Origin of the sequence: Burkholderia sp. SRS-W-2-2016 (assembly GCF_001931485.1) — a bacterium.
Taxonomy (GTDB): Bacteria; Pseudomonadota; Gammaproteobacteria; order Burkholderiales; family Burkholderiaceae; genus Paraburkholderia.
In genome coordinates, this window is the sequence record NZ_MSDV01000046.1 from 44,071 (window position 1) to 70,086 (window position 26,016).

General features: G+C 65.5%; 23 protein-coding genes. 9 read left to right on the forward strand and 14 right to left on the reverse strand.

Annotated features, from left to right (window positions below; all coding sequences use genetic code 11):
- Positions 1-37: 37 nt before the first annotated feature.
- Entirely contained in the window at positions 38-1,252 is a 1,215-nt protein-coding gene (locus tag BTH42_RS19900) for a cyclopropane-fatty-acyl-phospholipid synthase family protein (RefSeq protein WP_075302557.1), read from the forward strand.
- Between the two features lie 71 nt (positions 1,253-1,323).
- A complete protein-coding gene (locus BTH42_RS19905; RefSeq protein ID WP_075302559.1) occupies positions 1,324-2,769 on the forward strand; it encodes a DUF72 domain-containing protein in 1,446 nt (481 codons plus the stop codon).
- An 18-nt stretch (positions 2,770-2,787) separates the two neighbouring features.
- On the opposite strand, the gene msrA is transcribed toward BTH42_RS19905, so the two are convergent.
- Positions 2,788-3,327 carry a peptide-methionine (S)-S-oxide reductase MsrA gene (msrA, locus tag BTH42_RS19910; protein WP_075302561.1) on the reverse strand — a complete coding sequence of 180 codons (540 nt, stop codon included), beginning with the start codon at positions 3,325-3,327 and terminating at the stop codon, positions 2,788-2,790.
- A gap of 397 nt (positions 3,328-3,724) precedes the next feature.
- Here msrA and BTH42_RS19915 point away from each other — a divergent pair, with 397 nt between their 5' ends.
- Positions 3,725-4,234 (forward strand): flavin reductase family protein, encoded by a 510-nt coding sequence (locus BTH42_RS19915; protein ID WP_075302563.1) that lies wholly within the window; start codon positions 3,725-3,727, stop codon positions 4,232-4,234.
- A gap of 168 nt (positions 4,235-4,402) precedes the next feature.
- On the opposite strand, the gene BTH42_RS19920 is transcribed toward BTH42_RS19915, so the two are convergent.
- The gene (locus BTH42_RS19920; RefSeq protein ID WP_075302565.1) at positions 4,403-4,918 is read right to left on the reverse strand and encodes an Lrp/AsnC family transcriptional regulator; all 516 of its coding nucleotides are present in this window, start codon (positions 4,916-4,918) and stop codon (positions 4,403-4,405) included.
- 130 nt (positions 4,919-5,048) lie between these two features.
- Here BTH42_RS19920 and kynB point away from each other — a divergent pair, with 130 nt between their 5' ends.
- From kynB to kynA, 3 genes are all read left to right on the forward strand, one after another.
- A complete protein-coding gene (gene kynB / locus BTH42_RS19925) occupies positions 5,049-5,687 on the forward strand; it encodes an arylformamidase (protein WP_075302566.1) in 639 nt (212 codons plus the stop codon).
- Between the two features lie 81 nt (positions 5,688-5,768).
- On the forward strand, positions 5,769-7,019 hold the full coding sequence (gene kynU / locus BTH42_RS19930; protein WP_075302568.1) for a kynureninase: 1,251 nt from the start codon (positions 5,769-5,771) through the stop codon (positions 7,017-7,019).
- Positions 7,020-7,029: 10 nt separating this feature from the next.
- A complete protein-coding gene (kynA, locus tag BTH42_RS19935) occupies positions 7,030-8,028 on the forward strand; it encodes a tryptophan 2,3-dioxygenase (RefSeq protein ID WP_075302570.1) in 999 nt (332 codons plus the stop codon).
- Positions 8,029-8,032: 4 nt separating this feature from the next.
- Here the strand turns inward: kynA and BTH42_RS19940 are convergent, their stop codons facing one another.
- The 7 genes from BTH42_RS19940 to BTH42_RS19970 form a co-directional block, all read right to left on the reverse strand.
- Positions 8,033-8,770 carry an SDR family oxidoreductase gene (locus BTH42_RS19940; protein ID WP_075302572.1) on the reverse strand — a complete coding sequence of 246 codons (738 nt, stop codon included), beginning with the start codon at positions 8,768-8,770 and terminating at the stop codon, positions 8,033-8,035.
- Positions 8,767-10,311 carry an FGGY-family carbohydrate kinase gene (locus tag BTH42_RS19945; protein WP_075302574.1) on the reverse strand — a complete coding sequence of 515 codons (1,545 nt, stop codon included), beginning with the start codon at positions 10,309-10,311 and terminating at the stop codon, positions 8,767-8,769. The genes BTH42_RS19940 and BTH42_RS19945 overlap by 4 nt, the downstream gene beginning before the upstream one ends.
- A 57-nt stretch (positions 10,312-10,368) precedes the next feature.
- Entirely contained in the window at positions 10,369-11,457 is a 1,089-nt protein-coding gene (locus BTH42_RS19950; protein ID WP_075302576.1) for an alcohol dehydrogenase catalytic domain-containing protein, read from the reverse strand.
- Positions 11,458-11,522: 65 nt separating this feature from the next.
- Positions 11,523-12,524, reverse strand: coding sequence for an ABC transporter permease (locus tag BTH42_RS19955; RefSeq protein WP_075302578.1), 1,002 nt, complete (start codon positions 12,522-12,524; stop codon positions 11,523-11,525).
- A complete protein-coding gene (locus tag BTH42_RS19960) occupies positions 12,511-14,031 on the reverse strand; it encodes a sugar ABC transporter ATP-binding protein (RefSeq protein WP_075302580.1) in 1,521 nt (506 codons plus the stop codon). The genes BTH42_RS19955 and BTH42_RS19960 overlap by 14 nt, the downstream gene beginning before the upstream one ends.
- Before the next feature lie 106 nt (positions 14,032-14,137).
- On the reverse strand, positions 14,138-15,121 hold the full coding sequence (locus BTH42_RS19965) for a substrate-binding domain-containing protein (RefSeq protein WP_178392202.1): 984 nt from the start codon (positions 15,119-15,121) through the stop codon (positions 14,138-14,140).
- 134 nt (positions 15,122-15,255) lie between these two features.
- Positions 15,256-16,233: an AraC family transcriptional regulator gene (locus tag BTH42_RS19970; protein ID WP_075302582.1), complete on the reverse strand. Its 978-nt coding sequence runs from the start codon at positions 16,231-16,233 to the stop codon at positions 15,256-15,258.
- Between the two features lie 394 nt (positions 16,234-16,627).
- Between BTH42_RS19970 and dalD the strand changes: the two genes are divergently transcribed.
- The 3 genes from dalD to BTH42_RS19985 all read left to right on the forward strand — a co-directional run bounded on the left by dalD (position 16,628) and on the right by BTH42_RS19985 (position 20,653).
- Entirely contained in the window at positions 16,628-18,052 is a 1,425-nt protein-coding gene (gene dalD / locus BTH42_RS19975; protein ID WP_075302584.1) for a D-arabinitol 4-dehydrogenase, read from the forward strand.
- Between the two features lie 83 nt (positions 18,053-18,135).
- The gene (xylB, locus tag BTH42_RS19980; RefSeq protein WP_075302586.1) at positions 18,136-19,617 is read left to right on the forward strand and encodes a xylulokinase; all 1,482 of its coding nucleotides are present in this window, start codon (positions 18,136-18,138) and stop codon (positions 19,615-19,617) included.
- 85 nt (positions 19,618-19,702) lie between these two features.
- Positions 19,703-20,653, forward strand: a complete 951-nt coding sequence (locus BTH42_RS19985) for a sugar-binding transcriptional regulator (protein ID WP_075302588.1) — start codon at positions 19,703-19,705, stop codon at positions 20,651-20,653.
- A 75-nt stretch (positions 20,654-20,728) separates the two neighbouring features.
- Here the strand turns inward: BTH42_RS19985 and BTH42_RS19990 are convergent, their stop codons facing one another.
- From BTH42_RS19990 to BTH42_RS20010, 5 genes are all read right to left on the reverse strand, one after another.
- The gene (locus BTH42_RS19990; protein WP_075302590.1) at positions 20,729-21,838 is read right to left on the reverse strand and encodes an ABC transporter ATP-binding protein; all 1,110 of its coding nucleotides are present in this window, start codon (positions 21,836-21,838) and stop codon (positions 20,729-20,731) included.
- A gap of 117 nt (positions 21,839-21,955) precedes the next feature.
- Positions 21,956-22,660 carry an HAD family phosphatase gene (locus BTH42_RS19995; RefSeq protein ID WP_075302592.1) on the reverse strand — a complete coding sequence of 235 codons (705 nt, stop codon included), beginning with the start codon at positions 22,658-22,660 and terminating at the stop codon, positions 21,956-21,958.
- The gene (locus tag BTH42_RS20000) at positions 22,657-23,529 is read right to left on the reverse strand and encodes a carbohydrate ABC transporter permease (RefSeq protein ID WP_075302594.1); all 873 of its coding nucleotides are present in this window, start codon (positions 23,527-23,529) and stop codon (positions 22,657-22,659) included. Before BTH42_RS20000 ends, BTH42_RS19995 begins: the two co-directional genes overlap by 4 nt.
- Positions 23,526-24,461, reverse strand: a complete 936-nt coding sequence (locus BTH42_RS20005; RefSeq protein ID WP_075302596.1) for a carbohydrate ABC transporter permease — start codon at positions 24,459-24,461, stop codon at positions 23,526-23,528. Before BTH42_RS20005 ends, BTH42_RS20000 begins: the two co-directional genes overlap by 4 nt.
- Before the next feature lie 161 nt (positions 24,462-24,622).
- Positions 24,623-25,945, reverse strand: a complete 1,323-nt coding sequence (locus BTH42_RS20010) for a sugar ABC transporter substrate-binding protein (protein ID WP_075302598.1) — start codon at positions 25,943-25,945, stop codon at positions 24,623-24,625.
- Positions 25,946-26,016 lie beyond the last annotated feature (71 nt).

Below are 26,016 nucleotides of genomic sequence, written 5' to 3' on the forward strand. Positions count from 1 at the left end.
AAGCTTTGCTTTAATTCAACGAACACGGAGAGATCGCATGTTCTGGGAGAAGAAGCTGGCGCAGTGGGTTGAAGATGTCAAATCCAAAGCTAACCTGCCTGCACGCCTCGTGCTGTGGGACGGTCAGCAACACGACTTCGGGCAGTTCGCCGCGCCCCGGGTCACGCTACACGTGAAGAGCGCTACCGCGCTGCCCTATCTGCTCGAACCGAGCCTCGACAATCTCGGCGAGGCGTATGTGAAGGGCAAGATCGACATCGAGGGCAAGCTGTCGGACATCATCAATATCAGCTATCAGCTCGCGCGCAGCACCGTGACGAGCGCAAGCAAGCTGGCGCGCGTGCGACGCTACTTCAATCACTCGAAGACGTCGGATAAAAAGGCGATCCAGTATCACTACGACGTGTCGAACGAGTTCTACAAGCTGTGGCTCGACGAGAACATGGTCTATTCGTGCGCGTACTTCGAGACCGGCACCGAAGACCTCGCGACCGCGCAGATCAAGAAAATCGATCACATCCTGACCAAAATCCAGGTGCAGCCCGGCCAGCGTCTGCTCGATATCGGCTGCGGCTGGGGTGCGCTGGTGCTGCGCGCCGCGCAGAAGTTCGGCGCTAACTGCGTCGGCGTGACGCTATCGCAGAACCAGTTCGATCTCGCCACCGCGCGCGTCAAGGCGGCCGGACTCGAAAACCAGATCGAAATCCGCCTGCAGGACTACCGCGACCTGCAAGGTCAGTTCGACCGCATCACCAGCGTCGGCATGTTCGAGCACGTCGGCCGCAAAAACCTGCCGGGCTACTTCCAGAAGATGCACGACCTGCTCGCGGACGACGGCATCGCGATGAACCACGGCATCACGTCGAGCGACGCCGATAGCGGCGAAACCGCGCTCGGCGGCGGTGAGTTCATCGACCGTTATGTGTTCCCCGACGGCGAGCTGCCGCACATCAGCCTCGCGCTCGAATCGATGCAGCGCGGCGGGCTCGAACCGGTCGACGTCGAAAGTCTGCGCCGCCACTATGCGCGCACGCTCGACCTGTGGGCCGAGAATTTCGAGGCCAATGCGGACGAAGCCCGCAAGCTCGTCGACGACGAAAAATTCCGCATCTGGCGCGTGTATCTGGCCGGCTGCGCGTATGCGTTCGAAAACGACGACGTATCGATCTTCCAGGTGGTGTGCCGCAAAGCCGGCCGCAGCGCGACGACCCTGCCGTGGTCGCGCCGCTACATGTACGAAAAACCGCTGTGACGCGCTTGCGCCGCGGCCGCGCGCATGAGACGCTCGCCGCGGCGCAATCCTGAACAGCAGACCGGATATCGATGGACCAGAGTGGCACGAATGATGTTGAAGAGCCGTTGAACGGCGACGGCAATGGCGACGACAGCGGCAATGGCGGCGGTGCGGAGCAGGCTGCCGGCGACGCCGGGCAGTTCGATCTGTTCGGGATGCCGGTAGAGCCTGCTGCGAAGGGTAAGGCCGAGGCCGCGTCTTCGGATGCCGTTGCGAACGCGTCGCCGTCTGCCGGGTCGTCCGCCGCAGATTCCAGCGCGACAGACACTGCGCCCTCCGCGGCACCAATCGCCGCCCCTCAGCCCGAGCGCAAGCGCGCGCCGAAAAGAAACAGGGCCGACACCCCCGCGTCACTTTGGGAAGACGACGCGGCGCCCGTCGAAGAATCAGCCGATGAGTCCGCCGGCGCCTCCGGCGATCACCCCTCCCCCGCTCCATCCGCGCCCCCGAAAAAACGCCGCAGCCGCGAAATCCTCGCCGCGCCGCCGCCGCCGGAACTACTCACGCTCGCCGGCCAACTGCCGCCGCAGATTCACCTCGGCACATCGACATGGTCGTTTCCAGGCTGGAGCGGCATCGTCTACGGCGACGACTACAGCAACAGCAAACTCTCGCGCGAAGGCCTGAGCGCGTACGGCGCGCATCCGCTGCTGAAGACGGTCAGCATCGACCGTTCGTTCTACCAGGCGCTGACCGTCACCGAGTATCTGCGTTACGCGCAGCAGGTGCCCGAGCACTTCCGCTTCATCGTCAAGGCGCCGATGACGATCACCGACGCGACCGTGCGCGCCGAACGCGGCGAGCCGGTGTCGCTGAACCCGTGCTTCCTGAACGCGCAGATGGCCATCGACGATTTCGTCACGCCCTGCCTCGAAGGACTCGGCGCGAAAGCCGGCGCGCTGGTGTTCCAGTTCTCGCCGCTGCCGGATCAGATGCTCGCGCAGCCGGCGGTGTTCGTCGAACGTCTCGGAGAGTTTTTCGGCGCGCTGCCGACGCTGCCCGACGGCAGTTGCTACGCGGTCGAGATTCGCGACGCGAGTCTGCTGACGCCGCGCTTCATCCGGATGCTGAAGGCGGCGGGCGTGCGCTACTGCGTCGGCATTCATGCGCGGATGCCCGATCCGCTGCGCCAGGCGGCGGCGCTCGCGCTGCTCGACGGCGAGCCGGCCGGTCCGCTGATCGTGCGCTGGAGTCTGCACGGCGGCTTCAAATACGAGCAGGCGAAGGCGAAGTACGAGCCGTTCAACCGGCTCGTCGACGAAGATCCGGCGACGCGCGCGTCGCTCGCCGAGGTGGCCGCGCGCTATGCGCTGGCCGGCCAGCCGGTGGTGATCGCAGTCAACAACAAGGCGGAGGGATCGGCGCCGCTTAGCTGCGTGAAGCTGGCCGAAGCGATCGCCGAAGCGTATGCGCGGCTCGCGCGGGAGCGGGACGCAAAAAGCGAAGCCGCGCGACCGGAATCGGAGAGCGACTAAGCGCCCCCCACTGCACCCTCACCCCGCCTTGATCCGATGCGCGAACTTCTGGCGGAATTTCGCGACCTTCGGCGCGACCACGAACGAGCAGTAGCCCTGATTCGGATGCTGCGCGAAGTAGTTCTGGTGATACGCCTCGGCCGGCCAGTAGTTGCCGTCGAGCGGCAACACCTCGGTCACGATCTTGCCGTCGTAGATACGTTGCTCGCCGATCTCGCGAATCGCCTGCAGCGCGGTGTCACGCTGCGCATCGGTATGCGTGAAGATCGCCGAACGGTATTGCGTGCCGACGTCGTTACCTTGCCGGTTCAGCTGGGTCGGATCGTGAATCGCGAAGAAGATGTCGAGAATCTCGCGATAGCTGATCTTCGCCGGATCGAACTCGACCTTCACCACCTCCGCGTGACCGGTCTCGCCGTCGCAAACCTGCTCGTAGCTCGGCGCGCGCGTATGACCGCCCGCATAGCCGGACTCGACCGCATTGACGCCTTCGACGCCCAGATACACCGCTTCCAGGCACCAGAAACACCCGCCACCGAGCGTTGCCGTCTCGTTCATAAGCTTCACCCCAGAATCAGATACAGAAAAATGACCGGCAGCCCGCACTGCGACCGCCACCGGATCGGAATATATGGCCGAAAACGCGTCTGAAAAGGTCGTGGACGCGCGCTGCCGCCTTTAGCGAATCGTGCGGCTCAGACTATCGAGTATAGAAACGGCCGCGCGCGTTGGGTGAAGAAGAATCGGCGGTGCGACATCGGACGCTGAGCCCGGCATGCGCGTTGCAAGCGGGCACGCATTCCCCGCGGCGCCCGCCTCGATTGCAGTTAAAATTGCGGAAATCGACGATTTTCACCATGACTTTCGAATCATTCGCTTCCAGCCGCGCAGCTCTGCGCTCCTATTCGCGCCTGCGCCGGGCCTCCACACTGCGCGTGCCGGGGACCCTGCCCCGATGAAGCGCGCGAGTCCTCCCAACTTCGACCAGACCGCATTCAAGCAGGCGCTCGGCCAGTTCGCGACCGGCGTCACCGTGATCACCACGCGCGCGGCGACCGGCCAGTTGATCGGCATCACCGCCAGCTCGTTCAACTCGGTCTCGCTCGATCCGCCGCTGGTGCTGTGGTCTCTCGCGACCCGCTCGGCGTCGATGCCGGTGTTCCGCGCGAACAGCCACTACGTGATCAACGTGCTGGCCGCGTCGCAGCTCGATCTGTGCAAGCGCTTCGCGACTGTGAAAGGGGATCGTTTCGAAGGCGTGTCGCACGCGGCGGGCGACTCCGGAATGCCGGTGCTCGACGGCGCGCTCGCGTGGTTCGAATGCCATAACCGCAGCCGCTACGACGAAGGCGACCACGTGATTTTCGTCGGCGAGGTGGAGCGTTGCGGCGTGCATGAGAATGCCGCCGAGATTTCGCCGCTGGTGTTCCAGAGCGGCAAATTCCACGGTCTCGATCCGCTTTGAGCGAAGCGCCGCGCGAACAGGCGCGGCATTCAGATCACCCGGGCAGCGCGGCAAACAGCGCAAGCGGCGCAAGCGGGTGAGCGGCGCAAGCGATATCAGCGCACCGCGCCGCCGCAGTAAATTGCGCGCGTCACCCCATTCGCACAACCGGCGGCAGCCCCGCCGCGATCACCGGTCGTTATGCGCGGCCCCGTGCCCGCTCGTCTTCTTCACCAGCGACACCGGCACGCCCGAATCTTCCTTTAGCGTCTCGAGCACGATGTTCGAGCGGATGTCCATCACGCCCGGCGCCTTATACAGGCGGTTGAGCACGAAATCCGAATAGTGTTTGAGATTGTGCGCGAGGACCCGCAGCAGGTAATGGGTCTCGCCGGTGACGACGAACGCGCCGACCACTTCCGGCCAGTCGCGCAGTTCGTCGGCGAAGCGCTCGTGCCAGTTCTGCTGGTCGTTGCGCATCGACACCTGCACGAATGCTTCGAGTTCGAAGCCGAGCACTTCGCGGTTCAGGCACGCGCGATAGTGTTCGATGACGCCCTGCTCCTCCAGCAGACGCAAGCGTCGCAAACAGGCCGATGGCGATAGCGAGATGCGCTCCGCGAGATCCAGATTGCTGATCCGTCCTTCCTGCTGAAGCACCGTCAAAATACGGCAATCGGTGGCGTCGAGCGAGATCGCGTTCATATTCGGTCTCCCTTTTCCGTTTGACTCAAATTATGTTCCAAGACACGGCGAAGAAGGAGATTATTTCGCAATCACATTGCGCGGGCTCACTACTATCATTCCCCCATAGACACTTTCCGCGACAGCCGCCATGCGCACCCTCTGGGACATCACCCCCGCCGTCGACAGCAACACGCCCGTCTGGCCAGGCGACACGCCGGTCGGCATCGAGCGCGTGTGGCGCATGGAGGCGGGCTCGCCGGTCAACGTCGCGCGTCTGACGCTGTCGCCGCACACCGGCGCGCACACCGACGCGCCGCTTCATTACGACGCGGACGGCGCCGCGATCGGCGACGTGCCGCTCGATACGTACCTCGGTATATGCCGGGTGATTCATTGCATCGGTGCGTCGCCTGTTGTGACGCCACAACACCTGGCCGGCTCGCTCGACGCGCTGCCGCCGCGAGTCTTACTACGCACTTACAAAAACGCGCCGACGCGCGAGTGGGACAGCGGTTTCTGCGCGGTCGCGCCGGAGACCGTCGACCTGCTCGCCGCGCACGGCGCGAAGCTGATCGGCATCGATACGCCGTCGCTCGATCCGCAGGAATCGAAAACCATGGACGCACACCACCGGATTCGCGCGCACCGGATGGCGATCCTCGAGGGGATCGTGCTCGACGCGGTCGAGCCCGGCGACTACGAACTGATCGCGCTGCCGCTGAAGCTGACCACGCTCGACGCGAGCCCGGTGCGCGCGGTGCTGCGCGCGCTGCCCGGCACAGACTGAGCCGAGCGGACCGATCGAGCCGAACCCACGCGTCAGACCAACACTACAGACCCACCCTCCCGACCGTATCCCGGACCCACCATGAACCATCGTGACGAAGCTCAGGCGCTCGATAACGCCGACCCGCTCGCGCCGCTGCGCGACCAGTTCGCGCTGTCGCCGACCACCATCTACCTCGACGGCAACTCGCTCGGCGTGCCGCCGTCCGCGGCCGCTCAGCGCGCGCAGACCGTGATCGGCGCCGAATGGGGCGAAGGCCTGATCCGCAGCTGGAACAGCGCGGGCTGGTTCGCGCTGCCGCGGCGTCTGGGCAACAAGCTCGCGCCGCTGATCGGTGCGGCCGAGGACGAAGTCGTGATCACCGACACGATCTCGATCAACCTGTTCAAGCTGCTGTCCGCCGCGCTGCGGGTCGCCAATGCGCGCGATCCGAAGCGTCGCGTGATCGTGTCCGAGCGCTCGAACTTCCCGAGCGACCTGTACATCGCGCAAGGCCTGATCGAGCAGCTCGATCGCGGCTACGAACTGCGCCTCGTCGACGATCCTTCGGAGTTGCCCGCCGCGATCGGCGAGGACACCGCAATCGCGATGATCACCCACGTGAACTACCGCACCGGCTACATGCACGACATGGCCGCGCTGACCAAGCTGATCCACGACAAGGGCGCGCTCGCGCTGTGGGATCTCGCGCACTCGGCGGGCGCGGTGCCGGTCGATCTGAACGGCGTCGGCGCCGACTACGCGGTCGGCTGCACGTACAAGTATCTGAACGGCGGCCCCGGCTCGCCCGCGTTCGTGTGGGTGCCCAAGCGCCATCAGGCCGAGTTCGCGCAGCCGCTGTCGGGCTGGTGGGGGCATCGCGCGCCGTTCGAGATGAATCCGTCGTATCAGCCCGATCCGGGCATCGCGCGCTATCTGTGCGGCACGCAGCCGATGGTGTCGATGGCGCTGGTCGAATGCGGGCTCGACGTATTCCTGCAAACCGATATGCAGGCGATCCGCCAGAAGTCGCTCGCGTTGACCGATCTGTTTATCGAGCTGGTCGAGTCGCGTTGCGGCGAATTTCCGCTCACGCTCGTCACGCCGCGTGAGCACGTGCAGCGCGGCTCGCATGCGAGCTTCGAACATCCGCATGGTTATGAGGTGATGCAGGCGCTGATCGCGCGCGGCGTGATCGGCGATTATCGCGAGCCGCATGTGCTGCGCTTCGGCTTTACGCCGCTGTATACGCGCTTCGTCGATGTGTGGGATGCGGTCGAAACGCTGCGCGACGTGCTCGCTCGCGAAAGCTGGCGGGCGCCAGAATTCGCCGCGCGCGGCGCGGTGACCTGAGGAGTCCGCAATGAACGATCACATGCAGACGCCGGGCTTGCCGGAAGAACCCGCGGCGCAGGGTTGCCCGTTCGGGTATGGGCAGAACGCGGCGGCGAACCGTGCGGCGAATCCGGGCGCGGGCGCGAACACGGCCGGCGCGGCGACGAACACGGCCGGCGCGTCCAGTGCTTCCAGTGCCTCCGCCGACACCGGCTGGCACGACGCGCAACTCGACTTCTCCGAGTCGATGAGCTACGGCGATTATCTGTCGCTCGGCAAGGTGCTCGACGCGCAGCATCCGTTGTCGCCGGATCACAACGAGATGCTGTTCATCATCCAGCATCAGACCAGCGAACTATGGATGAAACTCGCGCTGTACGAACTGCGCGCGGCGCTCGCGGCCGTGCATCGCGACGAGTTGCCGCCCGCGTTCAAGATGCTCGCGCGGGTCTCGCGGATCATGGAGCAGCTGGTGCAGGCGTGGAGCGTCCTCGCGACGATGACGCCGTCCGAATACACCGCGATGCGGCCGTACCTGGGCAGTTCGTCGGGCTTCCAGTCGTATCAGTACCGGCAGATCGAATTCCTGCTCGGCAACAAGAACGAGCAGATGCTGAAGCCGCACGCGCATCGCGACGACGTCTACGCCGAGGTGAAGGCCTCGCTCGAAGCGCCGTCGTTCTACGACGAAGTCGTGCGCCTGCTCGCGCGCCGCGGCTTCGCGATCTCGCCCGCGCGGCTCGAGCGCGACTGGACCCAGCCGACCGAACACGACGCATCGGTCGAAGCGGCCTGGCTCGAGGTCTATCGCAATCCGTCCCAGCATTGGGAGCTGTACGAGATGGCCGAGGAACTGGTCGATCTCGAAGACGCGTTCCGGCAATGGCGCTTCCGCCACGTGACGACCGTCGAGCGCATCATCGGCTTCAAGCAGGGCACCGGCGGCACCAGCGGCGCGCCGTATCTGCGCAAGATGCTCGACGTGGTGCTGTTCCCCGAGCTGTGGCACGTGCGCACGATGCTGTGAGTCTTTATCGCGCCGTATAACCGCCATCGATCGGCAGGCACACGCCGCTGATCATCGACGCCGCGTCGCTCAGCAAAAACATGATCGGCGCGGCCACCTCCGCCGACTCGGCGAAACGCCGCAGCGGAATCGCGGCCAACGCCGGGTCGCGCTTGACCGGATCGCTCCACGCGAGCACCGCCATCGGCGTCAGCGTAACCGTCGGGTTCACGCTGTTCACGCGAATCCCGTGCGGCCCCAGCTCGATGCACAGCGCGCGCGTGACCGCATCGAGCGCGGCCTTCGACGCCGAATAGCTCAGATGATCGTCGAGCGCGACCAGCGCCGCCTGGCTCGACACGTTGACGATGCTGCCCGCGCGCTTGGCCGCGAGCATCGCGCGCGCGACGTGCTTGGCGACCAGCACCGCGCCGCGCGTATTCACCGCGAGCACGCGATCGAAGCTGTCGGCGGTCGTATCCACCGCGCGTTCGAGAAGCGCGATCCCCGCGCAATTGACCAGTCCATCGAATACGGGCAACTCGGCGAGCGCCGCGTCGATCGCGGCGGGATCGCCGACGTCGAGCGTCAACGGCTCGCAGCCGGTTTCCTCGGCAAGCCGCGCCAGTTCGTTGACGTTGCGCGCGGCCGCGACGACCGACGCGCCGCTCGCGCACAGCGCCTCGACCGTCGCGCGGCCGATTCCGCTGGAGGCGCCCGTCACGAGGATCGAGCGGCCGGAAAAATCGAAGGTAGCGTTCATGATGTTTGCAGCCGATGCATGACCGGCTTCAACGCCGGATAGAGGTCCTTGTACACGCCAAAGCGCTGCTCGTATAACACCATCCGCGCGGCGTCGGGCTGCGCGCGTTCGACCAGCGTGACCCAGCCGCGCTGCGCGGCCTCGCGCGACACCAGTCCGGCGCCGACTCCGGCGAGCAGCGCGGCGCCCATCGCGGCCTCCACGTCCTGCTCGATCGTGTAGACCGGATAGCCGGTGACGTCGGCGATGATCTGCATCCACAGGTCCGAATGCGCGGCGCCGCCGACCACGATCAGTTTGTCGTCGAGCGACTGCGCGCCCTGGCGGCCCGCCTCGATGTTGTGCTTCAGCGCGAACGACACCCCTTCGAGCACCGCGCGATACAGATGCGCGCGGGTATGAAAGAGGCTCAGCCCGACGAACGCGCCGCTCGCCTGCGCATCCCACACCGGACTGCGCTCGCCCATCAGATACGGCAGGAACAGCACGCCGTCGGCGCCGGCCGGCACCTGCGCGGCGGATTCTTCCAGTAGCCGGTGCGGATCGCCGTGCGGGCTCGCGCGCGCGGCCTCGATCTCCGCGTGACAGAACTGCTCGCGATACCACGTCACCGATGCGCCCGCGGTGATCGCGCCGCCGAATACGTAGATATCCTGAGCGCCGTTGAACACGTGCGGCATGCTGATCAAACCGTGGCGCGCGTCGACCTGCTGGTTGATATAGCCCCAGCACATGCTGGTGCCGATCATCGCGACGTGCTGGCCGGCGCGCGTGACGCCGGCCGCGAACGTCGCCATCGCCGCATCGACGCCGCCCGCGACGATCGCGGTGCCCGCGTCCAGTCCGAGCTGCGAGCTCCATTGCGACAGCAACCCACCGACCACCTCCGACGATTCGACCAGCCGCTCCGGCATCATCGTCGCCGGAATGCCGAGCATGTCGAGTGCTTCGTCGGACCAGTCGCGCCGCGCGATGTCGTACACGCCGCCGATATTGCCGGCCGAACTGTGATCGACCGCGATCTCGCCGGTCAGCAGATAGATCACGTACGCGTTCGGCGGCAGGAAGTAGCGCGTATGCGCCCACACGTCCGGCTGGTTGTCGCGCAGCCACAGCATCTTCGTGTAGCCGTAGTAACTGTCGACGCCGTTGCCGGTGATCGCATACAGCCGTTCGAGATCGACGTTCTCGCGCACCCACTCGACCTGCGCGGTCGCGCGCCGGTCCATCCAGATCAGGCACGGCGCGAGCGGGCGCATCTCGGTGTCCACCGCGATGCCCGAGCCGCCGTACAGGCTGCTCACGCACAGCGCCTTGATCGAACTCGCGGCGATGCCCGCCGCCTTCGCATCGCTCACGCAGGCGGCCACGCATTCGAGCACCGCATTCAGCCACACCGCGGGCCACTGCTCGGCCCACAACGGCTTCGGCGTGTCGGGCTGATACGCACACGAGTGCTGCGCGACGATCGCGCCGTGCTGATCGGCGAGCAGCGCCTTGGTGCTCTGCGTGCCGATATCGACGCCGATGACGTAGTTCATAGAGTCTCCGTTGACAGCTGCCGCGCGCGAATCACGCGCTCGCTTCACTCATCACCCTCACCCGCGCGGCTTCAGCAGCACCTTGATCGAATCGAGCGAGTTCGCGATCCGGATCGCGTCGTCCCACTCTTCCAGCGAAAAGCCGTGCGTGACGATCCCCTTCGACGTGACCAGTCCACGCGCGAGCAGATCGATCGCGATCGGATAGCAGTACGGTCCGAGGTGCGCACCGCGCACGTCGAGTTCCTTGCGATCGCCGATCACCGACCAGTCGAGCGTCGTATCGGCGCCGAACACCGAGAATTCCACGAAACGCCCGAGCTTGCGGATCAGGTCCATCCCCTGGTTCACGCCGATCGGCGCGCCGGTCGTTTCAATATAGACGTCGCAGCCGTAACCGTCGGTCAGCGATTTGATGATCGCGAGCGCGTCGTCCTTCTGCGGATTGATGGTCACGTCCGCGCCGTATTCGCGCGCGAGCGCCAGCCGTTCCTCGACCAGATCGATCACGACCAGCTTCTTCGGCGTCTTCAGATGCGCGACCTGGGTCATCATCAGACCGAGCGGCCCGGCGCCGGCGATCACCACCACGTCGTCGAGCTGCACGTCGCCGCGATTGACCGTATGAATCGCGCAGGCGAGCGGCTCGATGATCGCCGCGTCTTCGAGTGAGATGCCGTCCGGAATCTTGTGAACGATCGCGGTCGGCGGAATGCGCATGTACTCGGCCATTCCGCCGTCGGCGACTTCGCGCTGGAAGCCGAAGATGTTGTGCACTTCGCACATCCAGTACTGGCCGGATTTGCAATAGCGGCATTTACCGCACGGCACGATCTGTTCGGCGATCACGCGATCGCCCTTCTGCACGCCGAAATGTTCGGCCGCGCCTTCGCCGAGCTCTTCCACGTAACCGAAGAATTCGTGGCCCGGAATTACCGGCGCCTTGACCCACGGGCTCGGACCGCCCCAGAACATCTTCGCGCCCGAATGGCATTTGCAGTCGCTCGCGCAGATCCCGCACGCGGCGATCCGGATCACCAGTTCGTGCGCGCGCGCGGCCGGCTTTTTCACCTGTTCGACGCGGTAGTCTTTCGGCGCATGACAGACGATGGCGGTCATGTTCGTCGTATCGGATTGAGTCGTCATTGCATGGTCCCGGCAATAGAGATAGAGAGAAAGTGGATTGGACGAAATTGGACGAAGCGCGCGCGTTACTTTCTGCGGTCGCGGCTGATATAGATCGCGAGCAGAATGATTCCGCCCTTGATCACGTTCTGCACGTACGGATTCACGCCGACCATGTTCAGGCCGTTATTCAGGACTCCGAGCAGCAGCGCGCCGATCAGCGTGCCGATGATCGAACCGCGCCCGCCGGAGATCGACGTACCGCCCATCACGACAGCGGCGATCGCATCGAGTTCGAAGCCGACACCGGCGTTCGGCTGGCCGCTCATCAAGCGCGCGGTGAGCACGATCGCGGCGAACGCGGAGGTCAATCCGGCGATCGTGTAGACCAGCAGCTTCACGCGCGCGACCCGCACGCCTGACAGGCGCGTGGCCTGTTCGTTGCCGCCGATCGCGTACACGTAGCGGCCGAACGGCATCCTTTCGAGCAGCACCCATGCGACCACGTAGATCACCGCCATGATCACGACCGGTGCCTGGACGCCGAGAATCTTGCCGCTGCCGAAGAAGCTGACCCATTCGGGCAAGCCGTCGATCGGATAGCCGCCGGTGTAGATCAGCGCGAGACCGCGCGCGATGCCCATCGTCGCGAGCGTGACGATGATCGGCGGCATTCCGGCGAACGCGACGAAAAAGCCATTGGCCGCGCCGAAGCCGAGGCCGACCGCGAGACCGATCGCGAGCGCGGCGACCGCGTTCATTCCGGCGACCATCAGCCCGGCCGTCAGCGTGCCGGCCAGCGCCATCACCGAGCCGACCGACAGATCGATGCCGCCGGTCAGGATCACGCAGGTCATGCCGACCGCGATGATCGCGTTGATCGACACCTGGCGCAGCACGTTCTCGATGTTCGCGGCCGACAGAAAACTGTCGCTCGCGAACACCATCACGATGCACACGGCGAGCAGCCCGATGAACGGATAGAACAGCGTCGAGCGTTTCAGCGCGGCCCACGTGAAGCGCACCGGCGCGCCGGGCGTATCGCTCGCGACGGTCGAAGTTTTCGGCGAGGTGTCAGGCATGTTCATGATTGGCTCCGAGCGAACCGGCGGTCGCATAGGTCATCACGGCATTCGATTCGATCGCGTCGCCTTCGAGCAGCGCTTCGATGCGGCCTTGCCGGAACACGGCGACGCGGTCGCACATGCCGACGATCTCCGGCAGCTCGGACGAGATCATGATGATCGAATAGCCGCGCGCGGTGAGTTCGCGCATCAGCAGATAGATTTCGGCCTTCGCGCCGACGTCGATCCCGCGCGTCGGTTCGTCGAAGATCAGGATGTTGGTGTGGTGGTTCAGCCAGCGCGCGATCACGACCTTCTGCTGGTTGCCGCCCGACAGCGTCGCGACTTCGGTGTGCATCGTCGGCGCCTTCACGCCGACGCGCTTCATGATGTCGGCGGTCGCGCGCGCCTCGCTGCGCTGGTCGATGAAGAAACGCAGCGAGCGGTATTTGCCGAGGTTGTTGATCGAGATGTTCTGCTTGATCGAGAAGTCGGTGATGAGGCCCTCGGTCTTGCGGCTTTCCGGCAGGATGCCGACGCCCGAGCGCAACGCGTCGGCCGGATCGGCGAGCTTCGCGGCCGCGCCGTTGATGCGAATCTCCTTCGCGTACGCACGCTCCGCGCCGATCACCGCGAGCGCGGTTTCGGTGCGCCCCGAGCCGACCAGTCCCGCGAAGCCGAGAATCTCGCCTTCGCGCAGTGTGAAACTCAGTTCAGGGCTGTCCTTGAACAGCTGCAAGCGCACCACGTCGAGCACGATCTTCGCGTCCGCGCGCGCTAGCGGTTTCGGCGGAAAGCTGCTTTCGATACGGCGCCCGACCATCATCTGCACGAGCCGGCTCACGTCGGACTCCGCGACCGTGGTGGTGCCGACATACTGGCCGTCGCGCAGCACCGTGATGCGGTCGCACACCTCGAAAATTTCTTCGAGGTGGTGCGAGATAAAGATCATCGCGACGCCCTGCTGCTTCAGCTCGCGCATGATCGCGAACAGATGCGCGGCCTCGGCCGGCGTCAGCGTCGCGGTCGGTTCGTCGAGAATCAGAATGCGCGCATCGAGCGATAACGCCTTGCCGATTTCGACGAACTGCTGCTGCGCGACCGACAGCTCGCGAATCGGCACCGACAGATCGATCGCGACGCCGAGGCGCTGGAAAATCGCCGCTGCCGCGCGCCGCATCCGGCCGCGTTCCAGCAGCCCGAAACGGCTGCGCAGTTCGCGGCCGAGAAAGATGTTCTCCACCGCGTTCAGATACGGAATCAGGCTGAACTCCTGAAACACGATGCCGACGCCGGCGGCCACCGCGTCGTGATAGTTCGCGAAGTGGCGCGCCTGACCGTCGAGCGTGATCGTGCCGTCGTCCGGCTGATAGATGCCGCAGAGGATTTTCATCAGCGTCGACTTGCCCGCGCCGTTCTCGCCGAGCAACGCATGGATCTCGCCGCGCGCGACTTCCAGATGAATGCCTTGCAGCGCCTTCACGCCGGGAAAGCTTTTGCTGATGTTCTCGAGCTTCAGAATCGTGTCCATCGGATGCTCCCGTGCCGCCGGCTGCCGTCGCATGCGGATCGCTGCGGACGGCGGCCGGCGCGTGCTTCGCGCGTGTTGCCTGAGACGTTTGAGTCGCTTGAGTCGCTTACCAGCTAAAGCCCTTCGCATTGGTCTTGTCGATCAGCTTCACGTCGACCGGAATCGCCTTCGGCACATTGGCGCCCCACTTCTTCGCGAGCGCGATCCGCACCTGATCGGCCGGGAATTGCGCGGAGGTCGCGACGAACTTCGAATTCGGCTTCTGGATCGCGGCGATCGCTTCGGGCGCGCCGTCCACGCTGGTCAGCTTGATGTCCTTGCCCGACGATTCGATCGCCGACAGCGAGCCCATCGCGCCGCCGTCGTTCACGCTGAACACACCCTTCAGATTCGGATGCGCCTGGATCATGTTCTCGGTGACGGACAGCGCGGTCGCGCGTTCCTGCTTGCCGTTCTGCGTATCCACGAGCTTCACGCCCGGCGCCTTCGCGAGCGCCGCCTTGCAGCCGCGCACCCGTTCGAGAATCGGCACGACCGGAATGCCGTCGAGAATCGCCACTTCGCCGCTGCCGCCGATCGACTTCGCGAGGTACTCGCAGGCCATCACGCCGGCGTCGTAGTTCTTCGAGCCGACGAATGAATCGACCGGACCGTTCGCGTTCGCATCGACCGCGACGACCACCACGCCCGCCTTCTTCGCCGACGTAACCGCCGACTGGATCCCGGTCGAGTCGGTCGGATTGACCAGCAGGATGTCGATCTTCTTTTGCAGCATGTCCTCGACGTCGCTGACCTGTTTGCTGACGTCGTGATGCGCGTCGGTAACGACCACCGTCGCACCGATCGACGCGGCCGCGTCGTTCAGCGCCTTTTGCATCGTCACGAAGTACGGGTTGTTCATCTCCTGGAAGGTCATGCCGATTTTCAGCGGCGCGGCCTGCGCGCCGGCCGCGGCGAGTGCGAGCGACAGAGCGCAGCCGAGCGCGGCGACGCGGCGCGCGACTTTGGGCAACGGGAACGAAGCGGTGGCTACGCCGAAAACGGCCTGCACACCGGACTGCGAGCGACGCTGAAAAACCGATGACTTCATGGTTGTCTCCATTTTTTGAAGTGAGCACGCCCGTCACGCTGTGCGGACACAGCGCGAGGCGCGTTGAAACGCGAGTGGATGGGACTACGAACTACCTGAGCGCACTAGCCACAGCTAGCCACGGCGAACCACGGCTAGCTCGGCGGATAAGCGGGACGCGGCGGCGGCAGGCCCGGCGCGAGCACGATCGCCGGCGCGTTGTCGATGCCCCGGCCATGCGCGGCCGCTTCCTCGGAAGCGTCACGGCTTGCATCGTTCAACTGCTGATAGCGTCGAAACGTCGACGGCGCCATCCCCTTCACCGCGAGAAACTGCCGGTTGAAATTCGACAGATTGTTGAAGCCCGACTTGAAGCAGATATCGGTCACGCTCAGCTCGGCGTCGGTCAGCAGCTGACACGCGAGATTGATGCGCATCCGGTTCACGTACTGCACGAACGGCAGCCCGGTATGGCGGCGGAAATAGCGCGAGAACGCGCTGACGCTCTGGCCCGCGAGCTGCGCAAGCTCCGACTCGCGCAACTCGTTCGCGAGGTTCTTGCCGATATACGCGAGCACGTGATTGATGCGGGTCGCCGCGAAGCTGGTCGGGTCGGCCTGATACGCGGGCGACGCGAGCGTGTCGCGATCCTGCGCGTTCATCAGGATTTCGAGCATCGACATGAACAGCACCAGCCGGCGCAGGCCGCGCGCGGCGAGCAGTTCGAGAAACAGCGGCTTGATCCGCGCGGAGGTTTCCGCGCCGAACGACAGCCCGCGCCGCGCGTCGGCAAGCATCGTCTCGACCTGGCGCCACTCCGGAAAACTGCCGACGCAATTCGATACGAACTCCTGACCGAACTGCACGACCAGATTGCGCTGCGCGACGCTCTCGCCTTCGGGCACGTCGCTGACCCAGTTATGCGGCAGGTTCGGCCCCATCAGCACCAGATTGCCGGGCGCGAAGCTGCCGATGTAATCGCCGACGAACATCTTGCCGCTCGTCTCGACGATCAGATGAATCTCGTACTCCGGGTGAAAGTGCCAGCGCACCGTGCGATACGGATAGCCATGCGACCACACCTTGAACGATTCGTCGTGGCGCACCGCCACGATTTCGAGATCGGGTTGCACTGTCTGCCTCCATGAAGCGGGCCGCGGATCGAACGCCACCGGGCACCGCCGATCTTGATCTTGTACAGCGAAAGTTAATCGCCAAACGCGTTGGCCACCACTCGAAAAGACACCGAGGATCGATACTTTTTTGCACCCGGGCGAGCCTGCGCGCCGCAAAAGTCAAATTTGATGCAATGCAATATGGATAAGCGCGCGCCCGGCAAAGCCGGCCCCGCTCTCCATGCCGCGCTGCGCCACGAAAACTCCGCGCGGTCGCCTTGACTTTCGTTTCGGCGGGTACGATCATTCGCTCACACACAGAGCAAATGATCATAACAGCGTTAGGGCGATGCATTGCACAGGACCGCGGCAAGGGCCCACGCCCCCACCGCGGTCGACAACGGAGACAACCATGAACAGCGGGCAAGGCAGCGGCGTGGCCGCACACGTGATCCTGCACATCGGCGCGGGATCGTTTCATCGCGCGCATCAGGCCTGGTATCTGCACCGGCTCAACGACGCGAAGCTGGCCGGCGAACCGCACTGGTCGCTGACGGTCGGCAATATCCGCAGCGACATGAACGCGGTGCTCGACGCGCTGGCCGCGCAGCACGGCGTCTACACGCTCGAAACCGTCACGCCGCAAGGCGAGCGCGCGTACGAGACGATCCGCTCGATCGAACGCGTGCTGCCGTGGAGCGCGGACCTCGCCGGCCTGATCGAAGCGGGCGCCGATCCGGCCTGCAGGATCATCGCGTTCACGGTCACCGAAGGCGGCTACTACCTCGATGAACACGACCGGCTCGACACCGCGAACCCCGATCTCGCGGCCGACCTCGCCGGCGGCCACACCACCAGCCACACCACCATCTACGGCGCGCTCGCGGCGATTCTCGACGCCCGCATGAAACGCGGCGCGGGCCCCGTCACGCTGCAAACCTGCGACAACCTGCGCAGCAACGGCGAGCGTTTTCACGCGGGCATGAGCGAGTTTCTCGAACGGCGCGGCGCCAAAGACCTCGCGCAGTGGTTCGACGCCAACACGTCGTCGCCGTGTTCGATGGTCGACCGGATCACCCCGCGGCCGACGCCCGACGTGCGCGAACGCGTGCAGGCCGCGACCGGCATCGACGACAACGCGCCGGTGATGGGCGAAGCGTTTATCCAGTGGGTGATCGAAGACCGCTTCAGCGCCGGGCGTCCGCAGTGGGAAAAGGTCGGCGCGGAGCTGGTCGATTCGGTGCTGCCGTACGAGGAAGCGAAGATCCGCATCCTGAACGCGCCGCATAGTTGCATCGCGTGGGCGGGCACCTTGGTGGGGTTGAAGTTCATCCACGAAGGCACGCTCGACGCCGACATCCGCCAGTTCGCGTACGACTACGTGACCGAGGACGTGATCCCGTGTCTCACCCCGAGCCCGCTCGATCTCGAACGCTATCGCGATGTCGTGCTCGAACGCTTCAGCAATCCGCACATCCTCGACACCAACCAGCGCGTGGCCGCCGACGGCTTCTCGAAGCTGCCCGGCTTCATCGCGCCGACGCTGGCCGAGTGCTTCGAGCGCGGCGTCACGCCGGCCGCGACCGCGATGCTGCCCGCGCTGTTCTTCCGCTTTCTCGAACGCTGGCACACCGGCAAGTTGCCGTACGCGTATCAGGACGGCGTGATGGACGAGAAGGTCGCGCATGGTTTCTTCAACGCGTCCGATCCGCTGCGCGCGTTCGCCGCCGACAAACTGCTGTGGGGCGGAATGGCGCAAACGCCGGAACTGGAATCCGCGCTCGCCGGCGCACTGGCGCGTGTCGATGCGTGGCTCGCGAAACGCGGCGCGCTATGAGCGTGCCAGGCTTAATGCCCATGACAGCGCGCGCGCTCAGCGGCTAAAGTAGCGCATCCCCCAACGACGAAGGTTTCGCGCCCATGTACCTAGGCATCGACCTCGGCACGTCCGAAGTGAAAGTTCTGCTGCTCGCCTCCGACGGCCGTGTGGTCGGCACCGCGGGCACGCCGTTTACCGTTTCGCGTCCGCATCAGCGCTGGGCCGAACAGAATCCCGAAGACTGGTGGGCGGGCACCCGCGCGGCGCTCGCCACGTTGCGCACGCGCCATCCGATTGAGTTCGCGCAGATTCGCGGCATCGGCCTGTCCGGGCAGATGCACGGCGCGGTGCTGCTCGACGCGCACGACAACGTGCTGCGTCCCGCGATCCTGTGGAACGACATGCGCAGCGACAAGGAATGCGCGGAGCTGACCGAACGCGCGCCGCAGCTGCACGAGATCGCCGGCAATCTGGCGATGCCCGGTTTCACCGCGCCGAAGCTGCTATGGGTCGCGCGTCACGAGCCGGACATTTTCGCGCGCACCGCCTGCGTGCTGCTGCCGAAAGACTATCTGCGCCTGCAACTGACCGGCGGTAAGGTGTCCGATCCATCGGATGCGGCCGGCACGTTGTGGCTCGATGTCGCGAAGCGCGACTGGTCCGATTCGCTCCTCGCCGCGTGCAACATGACGCGCGCGCAGATGCCGGCGCTGCGCGAAGGCAGCGCGCCGGCCGGCACGCTGCTGCCGGAACTCGCGCGCGAATTCGGCCTGAGCGAAGACGTGATCGTCGCGGCCGGCGGCGGCGATAACGCGACCAGCGCAATCGGCATCGGCGCGACGCAGCCAGGCGACGGCTTCGTGTCGCTCGGCACGTCGGGCGTGCTGTGCGTGGTCGGCGACAGCTTCCGGCCGAACCCGGCCTCGGCCGTGCATGCGTTCTGTCATGCGATTCCCGATCGCTGGCATCAGATGAGCGTGGTGTTGTCGGCGGCCAGCTGTCTGCGCTGGGTCTGCAAACTGACTTCCACCGACGAACCGACGCTGCTCGCCGAAATCGAAGCGCTGCCCGCCGACGCGCTGACCACCGCGCCGCTGTTCCTGCCGTATCTGTCGGGCGAGCGCACGCCGCACAACGACCCGTACGCGCAAGGCGTGTTCTTCGGGATGAATCACGCGACCGATCGCGCGCTGCTCGGCTACGCGGTGCTCGAAGGCGTGACGCTCGCGCTGACCGACGGCCTCGACGCGTTGCGCGCGGCCGGCACCGAAGCGAAGGTGCTGTCGCTGCTCGGCGGCGGCGCCCGCAGCGATTACTGGGCCCAACTGCTCGCCGACGCGCTCGACACGGTCACCGTCAAGCATGGCGGCGGCGAAACCGGCGCGGCGCTCGGCGCGGCCCGGCTCGGCTGGCTCGCCGCGGGCGGCGACCCGGCCGCGGTACTGACCAAGCCGCCCGTCGAAAAGGAGTTCACGCCGAATCCGCGCCGCCACGCGGAGTTGCGCAGCCGGCTCGAAGCGTATCGCGCGCTGTACCGGCACGTGCGGCCGCTGTTCGATCCCGCGCGCACGCCGCTCGCCTGAGCGTTGAACGGCAGCCGGCCCGCACGCTTGCGCGGCCGGCGGCTATCATCGGCACACTCCAAGCAAAACTCGAGCGAATCCTATCGTGCCCAGGTCCACAGAAAAACTCGATCTCGCCACGCGCGCCGCGTGGCTCTACTACGTCGCGGGCAACACCCAGAACGAAATCGCCGAGAAGCTGCAGGTGTCGCGCCCGGTCGCGCAGCGGCTGGTCGCGTTCGCGGTCGAAAAGAATCTGATCCGCGTGCGCGTCGATCATCAGCTCGCCGATTGCCTGTCGCTCGCCGATCAGCTGTCGAAGCGCTACGGCCTCTCCATGTGCGAGGTCGTGCCGATCGACGGCGACACGCCCGAGGAGCTGGACCGCAAGCTCGCGGTGGCCGGCGCGCAGGTGATGGAGCGCTATCTGAGCGCGGAAAAACCGATGGTCGTCGCGGTCAGCAGCGGCCGCACGCTGAAGGCCGCGGTCGATCAGATCGCCCAGCTCGACCGGCCGCAGCACCGGCTGGTGTCGATGGTCGGCGCGATCGCGCAGGACGGCTCGTCGAACCGTTACGACGTCGCGCTGCACATTTCGGAGAAGACCGGCGGCAAGCACTTCCTGCTGCCCGCGCCGCTGCTCGCGGACAGCGAGGCCGAGCGCGCGCAGTGGTGCAATCACCGGCTGTACCGGATCGTCGAGTCGCTGTCGGCCGAGGCCGATGTCGCGTTCGTCGGGATCGGCAATATCGGCATGACCTGCCCGCTGCACGAGGACGGCTTCATCACCGAGGCGGAAGTCAACGAGTTGCTGCAGAACGGCGCGGTCGCCGAAATGCTCGGCCTGCCGATCGACGCGGCCGGCGCGCACGTCGAATCGCCGACCGGCCGGCGCGTGACCAGCATCGCGCTGGACGCGCCGCCGGCCCGCCCGACGATCGGTTTCGCCGGCGGCCAGCGCAAGCGCGAAGCGCTGATCGCGGTGCTCAAGGGCGGCTGGCTGTCGGGGCTGGTGACCGACGAGCTGTGCGCGCGGGCGGCGCTGGCGGCCGGATAACCCAGGCGAGCGCCGGGCGAGCAACAAAAAAAAGCGGCTCACGTGTGAGCCGCTTTTTTCATCCGCCGGTCGCGTTCAAGCCGCCAGCACTTCGACGATCTTGCGCTGGAACGCCTTGCCGTCGCTATCGAACAGGTGGCAGTGGTCGGGCGTCGCGCCGAGCTTCTGCACATTGCCCTTCGCGTGTCGTTCGAGCGGCGGAATCCGCGCGATCAGACCGTCGGGCGCGACGCTCGACTCCGCATACAGATACGCGGCGTCGCCGAGCGATTCGACGGTCATCGTGCGCGCGTCGATCCCGTCCTCGTTCGTGCTCACGTGCAGATGCTCGGGGCGAATCCCGACCGTCACCTTGTCGCCCTGCTTCGCCGAACCCGGCTCGACCGACACGCGCTGCGTCTCGCCGGTGTCATAGCGCACGGTCACGCCGTCGCGCGACACCGACTGCACGGTGCCTTCCATGAAGTTCATCTTCGGCGAGCCGATAAAGCCCGCGACGAAGCGATTGGCCGGCGCGTGATACAGCATCGTCGGACTGCCGACCTGCTCCAGATTGCCCGCCGACAGCACGACGATCTTGTCGGCCAGCGTCATCGCCTCGACCTGGTCGTGCGTCACGTAGATCATCGTGGTCTTCAGCTCGTCGTGCAGCCGCGCGAATTCGAGGCGCATCTTCACGCGCAGCGCGGCGTCGAGATTCGACAGCGGTTCGTCGAACAGGAACACCTTCGGCTTGCGGGTGATCGCGCGGCCGATCGCGACGCGCTGGCGCTGCCCGCCGGACAGCTGCTTCGGTTTGCGATCGAGCAGATGGTCGATGTGCAGGATCTTCGCCGCGTTGCGCACCGCCGCGTCGATCTCCGGCTTCTTGGTGCCGGCGAGCTTCAGCCCGAACGCCATGTTGTCGTACAGCGTCATGTGCGGATACAGCGCGTACGACTGGAACACCATCGCGATGCCGCGCTTGGCCGGCGGCACGTCGTTCATGCGGGTGTTATCGATGTTCAGATCGCCGCCGCTGATGTCCTCCAGACCCGCGATCATCCGCATCAACGTCGATTTGCCGCAACCGCTCGGTCCGACGAACACGACGAACTCGCCATCCGCGATGTCGAGATTGATGTCGCGCATCACTTCGTTGTCGTCGTAGGCCTTTCGGATGTTGCGCAAGGTTACGCTTGCCATGATGTGTCTCCGTGTAATGCTGTCCGATACGTCGTGCTGCTTATTCCGGTTGGCCTGTTTCAGCCGCTTTGTTTCAGCCGCTCTGTTTCAGCCGGTTTGTTTCGGTGTACTGGGTTGTCAACGCGCCGCCGCGGTCGCGCTGACTGTCCATTGCGCGACCAGCTCCGGCAACTCGCGCATGTCGTCGAACACGTGCCGCGCGCCGGCCGCATGCAGGCGGTCGATCTGCGCATCGCTCGCATGGCCGCCGCCGATAAAGCCGAGCACCGCCATCCCCGCCGCCGCCGCCGCGCTCACGCCGGTCACGCTGTCCTCGACCACGAGGCACGCGCCCGGCGCGAGCCCGAAGCCTTGCGCGGCCGCCAGATAGACGTCGGGCGCGGGCTTCGGATTGGCCACCGCGTCCGCGCAGAACAGCCGCTCGCCGAAGAAGCGCTTCAGGCCGGTACGCGCCAGCACCGACTCGACATACGGGCGGAAGCTGTTGCTCGCGCAGCCCTTCACGAGCGGCACCTGGGCGAGCGCCGCGTCGATGCCGTCGACCGCCGGCGCCTGCATCGCGGCCGCTTCGACCGAGCGGCGGATCGCGTCGATGTCGGCGACGCTCAGCGTCCTGCCGAGCTGCGTCGCGGTGTCCTGCAACACGCGCTCGATGCGCAAGCCGAGCAGCGGCAGCAGCACCGGTTCGACGTCCGCGCCGGGCCAGCGCGCCTGCAGTTCGCGCACCAGCTCGCGCGCGGCCACCGCCTCGCTGTCGATCAGCACGCCGTCGCAATCGCAGATCAGCGCGAAGCGCCCCACGGCCGCCGGGTCTGCCGTCATTTGACCGCCCCGAACGTGAGGCCGCGCACCAGTTGCTTCTGCGACAGCCAGCCGACGATCAGGATCGGCGCGACCGCCAGCAGCGACGCGGCCGACAGCTTCGCCCAGAACAAACCTTCAGGGCTCGAATACGACGCGATGAACACGGTCAGTGGCGCGGCGTTCGAACTCGACAGGTTGATGCTCCAGAACACTTCGTTCCACGAAAGAATCACCAGCAGCAGCGCGGTCGACGCGAGCCCGGGCAACGCCATCGGCATCAGCAGATAGACGATCTCCTGCCAGGTCGCCGCGCCGTCGATCCGGCCCGCTTCGAGAATGTCGCGCGGAATCTCGGCGAAATAGGTGAACGCCATCCACACCGCGATCGGCAGATTGATCAGCGTGTAGACGATGACCAGCCCCGACACCGTATCGAGCAGCCCGCTGTTTTTCCACAGCAGATAGATCGGCACCAGCACGCCGACCGACGGCATCATCTTGGTCGACAGCATCCACAACAGCACTTTCTGCGTGCGGCGGGTCGGGAAGAACGCCATCGCGTACGCGGCGGGCACCGCGAGGATCAGGCACAGCAGCGTGACGCCGACCGAGATCAGCACCGAATTCCACGCGAACGCGAAGTAGTTGCTGCGCGCGAACACCTCGCGAAAGCTCTCGAGCGTCGGCACGAAAAACAGCGACGACGCGTATGCCTGCTGCTCGGTCTTGAACGCGGTGATCGTCATCCAGAAGATCGGGAAGAACAGCAGCAGCGCGACCAGCCACGCGAGCACGCCGGGAATCGCCCGCAGCACCGGTTCGAACGGCGACTTGGCCGGCACCGCGACCGGCTGTGTGGTCGCCGGAGTAGAGGCAACGTGGCTCATTTTTCGTACTCCCCTTTCAGGTTCTTCGCCAGCATCCGCACGAGGAAGAACGACACGATGTTGGCCAGCACGACCGCGAGAATGCCGCCCGCCGAGGCGAGACCGACGTCGAACTGTTGCAGGCCCAGCGAGAAGATCAGGTACGACAGGTTGGTGGTCGCGTTGCCCGGACCGCCGCCGGTGGTCGTATAGATTTCGGCGAAGATCGACAGCAGGAAAATCGTCTCCATCATCACGACGACCGCGATCGCGCGCCGCAGGTGCGGCAGCGTGATGTAGAAGAACATCGAGAACGGCCCGGCGCCATCGATCTTCGCCGCTTCCTTCTGCTCCTGATCGAGCGACTGGATCGCCGTGAACAGAATCAGGAACGCGAACGGCAGCCACTGCCACGCGACGATCATGATCACCGCGGTCAGCGGATAGTCGGCGAACCAGTCGATCGGCGTCATGCCGAGCGCGAGCATCCCTTGCGCGACCAACCCATACACCGGGTGCAGGATCATGTTCTTCCAGATCAGCGCGCTGACGGTCGGCATCACGAAGAACGGCGCGATCGCCAGCAGGCGCGCGACGCCCTGCCCGTAGAACTTGCGATCGAACAGGATCGCCATCAGCACGCCGCCGCCGACGGTGATCACCAGCACCGCGACGATCAGCTGGATCGTGTGCACGATCGACGGCCAGAACGACGGATCGGTGGCCAGATAGCGGTAGTTGTCGAGGCCCGCGAAACCGCGCACATCGGGGTTCAGCAGGTTGTAGCGCGAGAACGAAAACCAGATCGTCATCGCGAGCGGAATCGTCATCCACAGCACCAGCACGCCGACCGACGGCGCCACGAGCCAGCGGGCCGCGCCGGCCCTGCGGTCTTCGCGTTGTTTTTCTGTCTGGGGATGGGTTTGCATCATCGGTACGCGCAAAGGACGCATGATGGACCACCTGTACGGTAAGGCGCGGGCCGCATCGCTCGATGCGGCCGGCCTGGCGCGAGACCCGTTGACCGGGTGTCCGCGCTGATTAGTGAAGCTAACTACTACCGAGGCCGGCCACCGGCGCTCACCAGAGCGGCCGGCTGCCGGCTTCGGTCATGTCACTTCTGATAGCCGGCCTGCTTGACCGCGCGATCGGCGGCCGCGTTGCCGGCCGCCAGCGCCTGGTCGACCGTCATCTGCCCGGCGATCGCGCCGGAGATGCTCTGCCCGACCACCGTGCCGAACGACTGGAACTCAGGAATCCCGACGAACTGCACACCGGTGTACGGCACCGGCTTGAGCGTCGGATGATCCGGGTCCGCGGTCTCGATCGCCTTCAGCACGAAGTCGCCGAACGGCGCGGCCTGCTTGTACTCGGGCCGTGCGTAAGTGGACTGGCGGGTGCCCGGGGGCACCGAGGCCCAGCCCTCGTCCTTCGCGACCAGCTCGATGTATTCCTTCGAGGTCGCCCACGCGATGAACTTCTTCGCCGAATCGGCCTGCTTCGACGACTTCGGAATCGCCAGCGCCCACGCCCACAGCCAGTGCGAGCCCTTCGGCGTGACCGCGATCGGTGCCGCCGCGAAGCCGACCTTGTCGGCGATCTGCGACTGCTGCTTGTTGTACAGAATGCCGGCCGCGACCGTCGCGTCGATCCACATCGCGCACTTGCCCGACGACATCAGCGTGAGGTTCTCGTTAAAGCCGTTCGAGCTCGCTCCGGGCGGGCCGTCTTTCTTCAGCAGATCGACGTAGAACGTCATCGCCTTTTTCCATTCCGGCGAGGTCAGCTGCGCGTTCCATTTCTCGTCGAACCAGCGGCCACCGAAGGTGTTCACCACCGTCGTGCCGTACGCCATGTTCTCGCCCCAGCCGGCCTTGCCGCGCAGGCAGATGCCGTACTGCCCCTTCGATTTGTCGGTGAGCTTGTCGGCGAATTGCGCGATCTGCTCGTAGGTCGGCTGGTCGGGCATCTTCAGGCCGGCCTTCTCGAACAGGTCCTTGCGGTAATAGGTCATCGAGCTTTCGACGTAGAACGGCAGCGCATACAACTGGCCGTTCGCGGACAGCCCGTCGCGCGCGGTCTTCACCACGTCGTTCAGATCGTAATTGGCGGGCAGATTGGTGATCGGCGTGAGCCAGCCGCGCTTGCCCCATTGCGGGGTTTCGTACGCGCCGATCGTCATCACGTCGAACTGGCCGCTGCCGGTCGTGATGTCGGTGGTCGCGCGCTGGCGCAGCACGTTTTCCTCGAGAATCACCCAGTTCAGCTTGATGTCGGGATTGGCTTTTTCGAACGCCGGCGAGAGCTTCTTCAGCTCGATCATGTCCGGATTGTTCAACGTCGCGATCGTCACCGTGCCCGCCGACGCGCCCAGCGCGAAGCAGGCGGCCGCGCCGGCACTGGCTGTCTTTAGCGCGAATTTGAAAGCTGGTTTCATCGTTGTCTCCTTTCTCGTACGTTATGTGGTGCTGCGTTCGTTGACGAAATCGCCCGCCATCAGCAAGCGGC

What these genes read in the sequence shown, in the direction of transcription:
- BTH42_RS19900 (WP_075302557.1), top strand. Translation starts at nt 38, where the DNA reads ATGTTCTGGGAGAAGAAGCTGGCGCAGTGGGTTGAAGATGTCAAATCC.
- BTH42_RS19905 (WP_075302559.1), top strand. Translation starts at nt 1,324, where the DNA reads ATGGACCAGAGTGGCACGAATGATGTTGAAGAGCCGTTGAACGGCGAC.
- msrA (WP_075302561.1), bottom strand. Translation starts at nt 3,327, where the DNA reads ATGAACGAGACGGCAACGCTCGGTGGCGGGTGTTTCTGGTGCCTGGAA.
- BTH42_RS19915 (WP_075302563.1), top strand. Translation starts at nt 3,725, where the DNA reads ATGAAGCGCGCGAGTCCTCCCAACTTCGACCAGACCGCATTCAAGCAG.
- BTH42_RS19920 (WP_075302565.1), bottom strand. Translation starts at nt 4,918, where the DNA reads ATGAACGCGATCTCGCTCGACGCCACCGATTGCCGTATTTTGACGGTG.
- kynB (WP_075302566.1), top strand. Translation starts at nt 5,049, where the DNA reads ATGCGCACCCTCTGGGACATCACCCCCGCCGTCGACAGCAACACGCCC.
- kynU (WP_075302568.1), top strand. Translation starts at nt 5,769, where the DNA reads ATGAACCATCGTGACGAAGCTCAGGCGCTCGATAACGCCGACCCGCTC.
- kynA (WP_075302570.1), top strand. Translation starts at nt 7,030, where the DNA reads ATGAACGATCACATGCAGACGCCGGGCTTGCCGGAAGAACCCGCGGCG.
- BTH42_RS19940 (WP_075302572.1), bottom strand. Translation starts at nt 8,770, where the DNA reads ATGAACGCTACCTTCGATTTTTCCGGCCGCTCGATCCTCGTGACGGGC.
- BTH42_RS19945 (WP_075302574.1), bottom strand. Translation starts at nt 10,311, where the DNA reads ATGAACTACGTCATCGGCGTCGATATCGGCACGCAGAGCACCAAGGCG.
- BTH42_RS19950 (WP_075302576.1), bottom strand. Translation starts at nt 11,457, where the DNA reads ATGACGACTCAATCCGATACGACGAACATGACCGCCATCGTCTGTCAT.
- BTH42_RS19955 (WP_075302578.1), bottom strand. Translation starts at nt 12,524, where the DNA reads ATGAACATGCCTGACACCTCGCCGAAAACTTCGACCGTCGCGAGCGAT.
- BTH42_RS19960 (WP_075302580.1), bottom strand. Translation starts at nt 14,031, where the DNA reads ATGGACACGATTCTGAAGCTCGAGAACATCAGCAAAAGCTTTCCCGGC.
- BTH42_RS19965 (WP_178392202.1), bottom strand. Translation starts at nt 15,121, where the DNA reads ATGAAGTCATCGGTTTTTCAGCGTCGCTCGCAGTCCGGTGTGCAGGCC.
- dalD (WP_075302584.1), top strand. Translation starts at nt 16,628, where the DNA reads ATGAACAGCGGGCAAGGCAGCGGCGTGGCCGCACACGTGATCCTGCAC.
- xylB (WP_075302586.1), top strand. Translation starts at nt 18,136, where the DNA reads ATGTACCTAGGCATCGACCTCGGCACGTCCGAAGTGAAAGTTCTGCTG.
- BTH42_RS19990 (WP_075302590.1), bottom strand. Translation starts at nt 21,838, where the DNA reads ATGGCAAGCGTAACCTTGCGCAACATCCGAAAGGCCTACGACGACAAC.
- BTH42_RS19995 (WP_075302592.1), bottom strand. Translation starts at nt 22,660, where the DNA reads ATGACGGCAGACCCGGCGGCCGTGGGGCGCTTCGCGCTGATCTGCGAT.
- BTH42_RS20000 (WP_075302594.1), bottom strand. Translation starts at nt 23,529, where the DNA reads ATGAGCCACGTTGCCTCTACTCCGGCGACCACACAGCCGGTCGCGGTG.
- BTH42_RS20005 (WP_075302596.1), bottom strand. Translation starts at nt 24,461, where the DNA reads ATGCGTCCTTTGCGCGTACCGATGATGCAAACCCATCCCCAGACAGAA.
- BTH42_RS20010 (WP_075302598.1), bottom strand. Translation starts at nt 25,945, where the DNA reads ATGAAACCAGCTTTCAAATTCGCGCTAAAGACAGCCAGTGCCGGCGCG.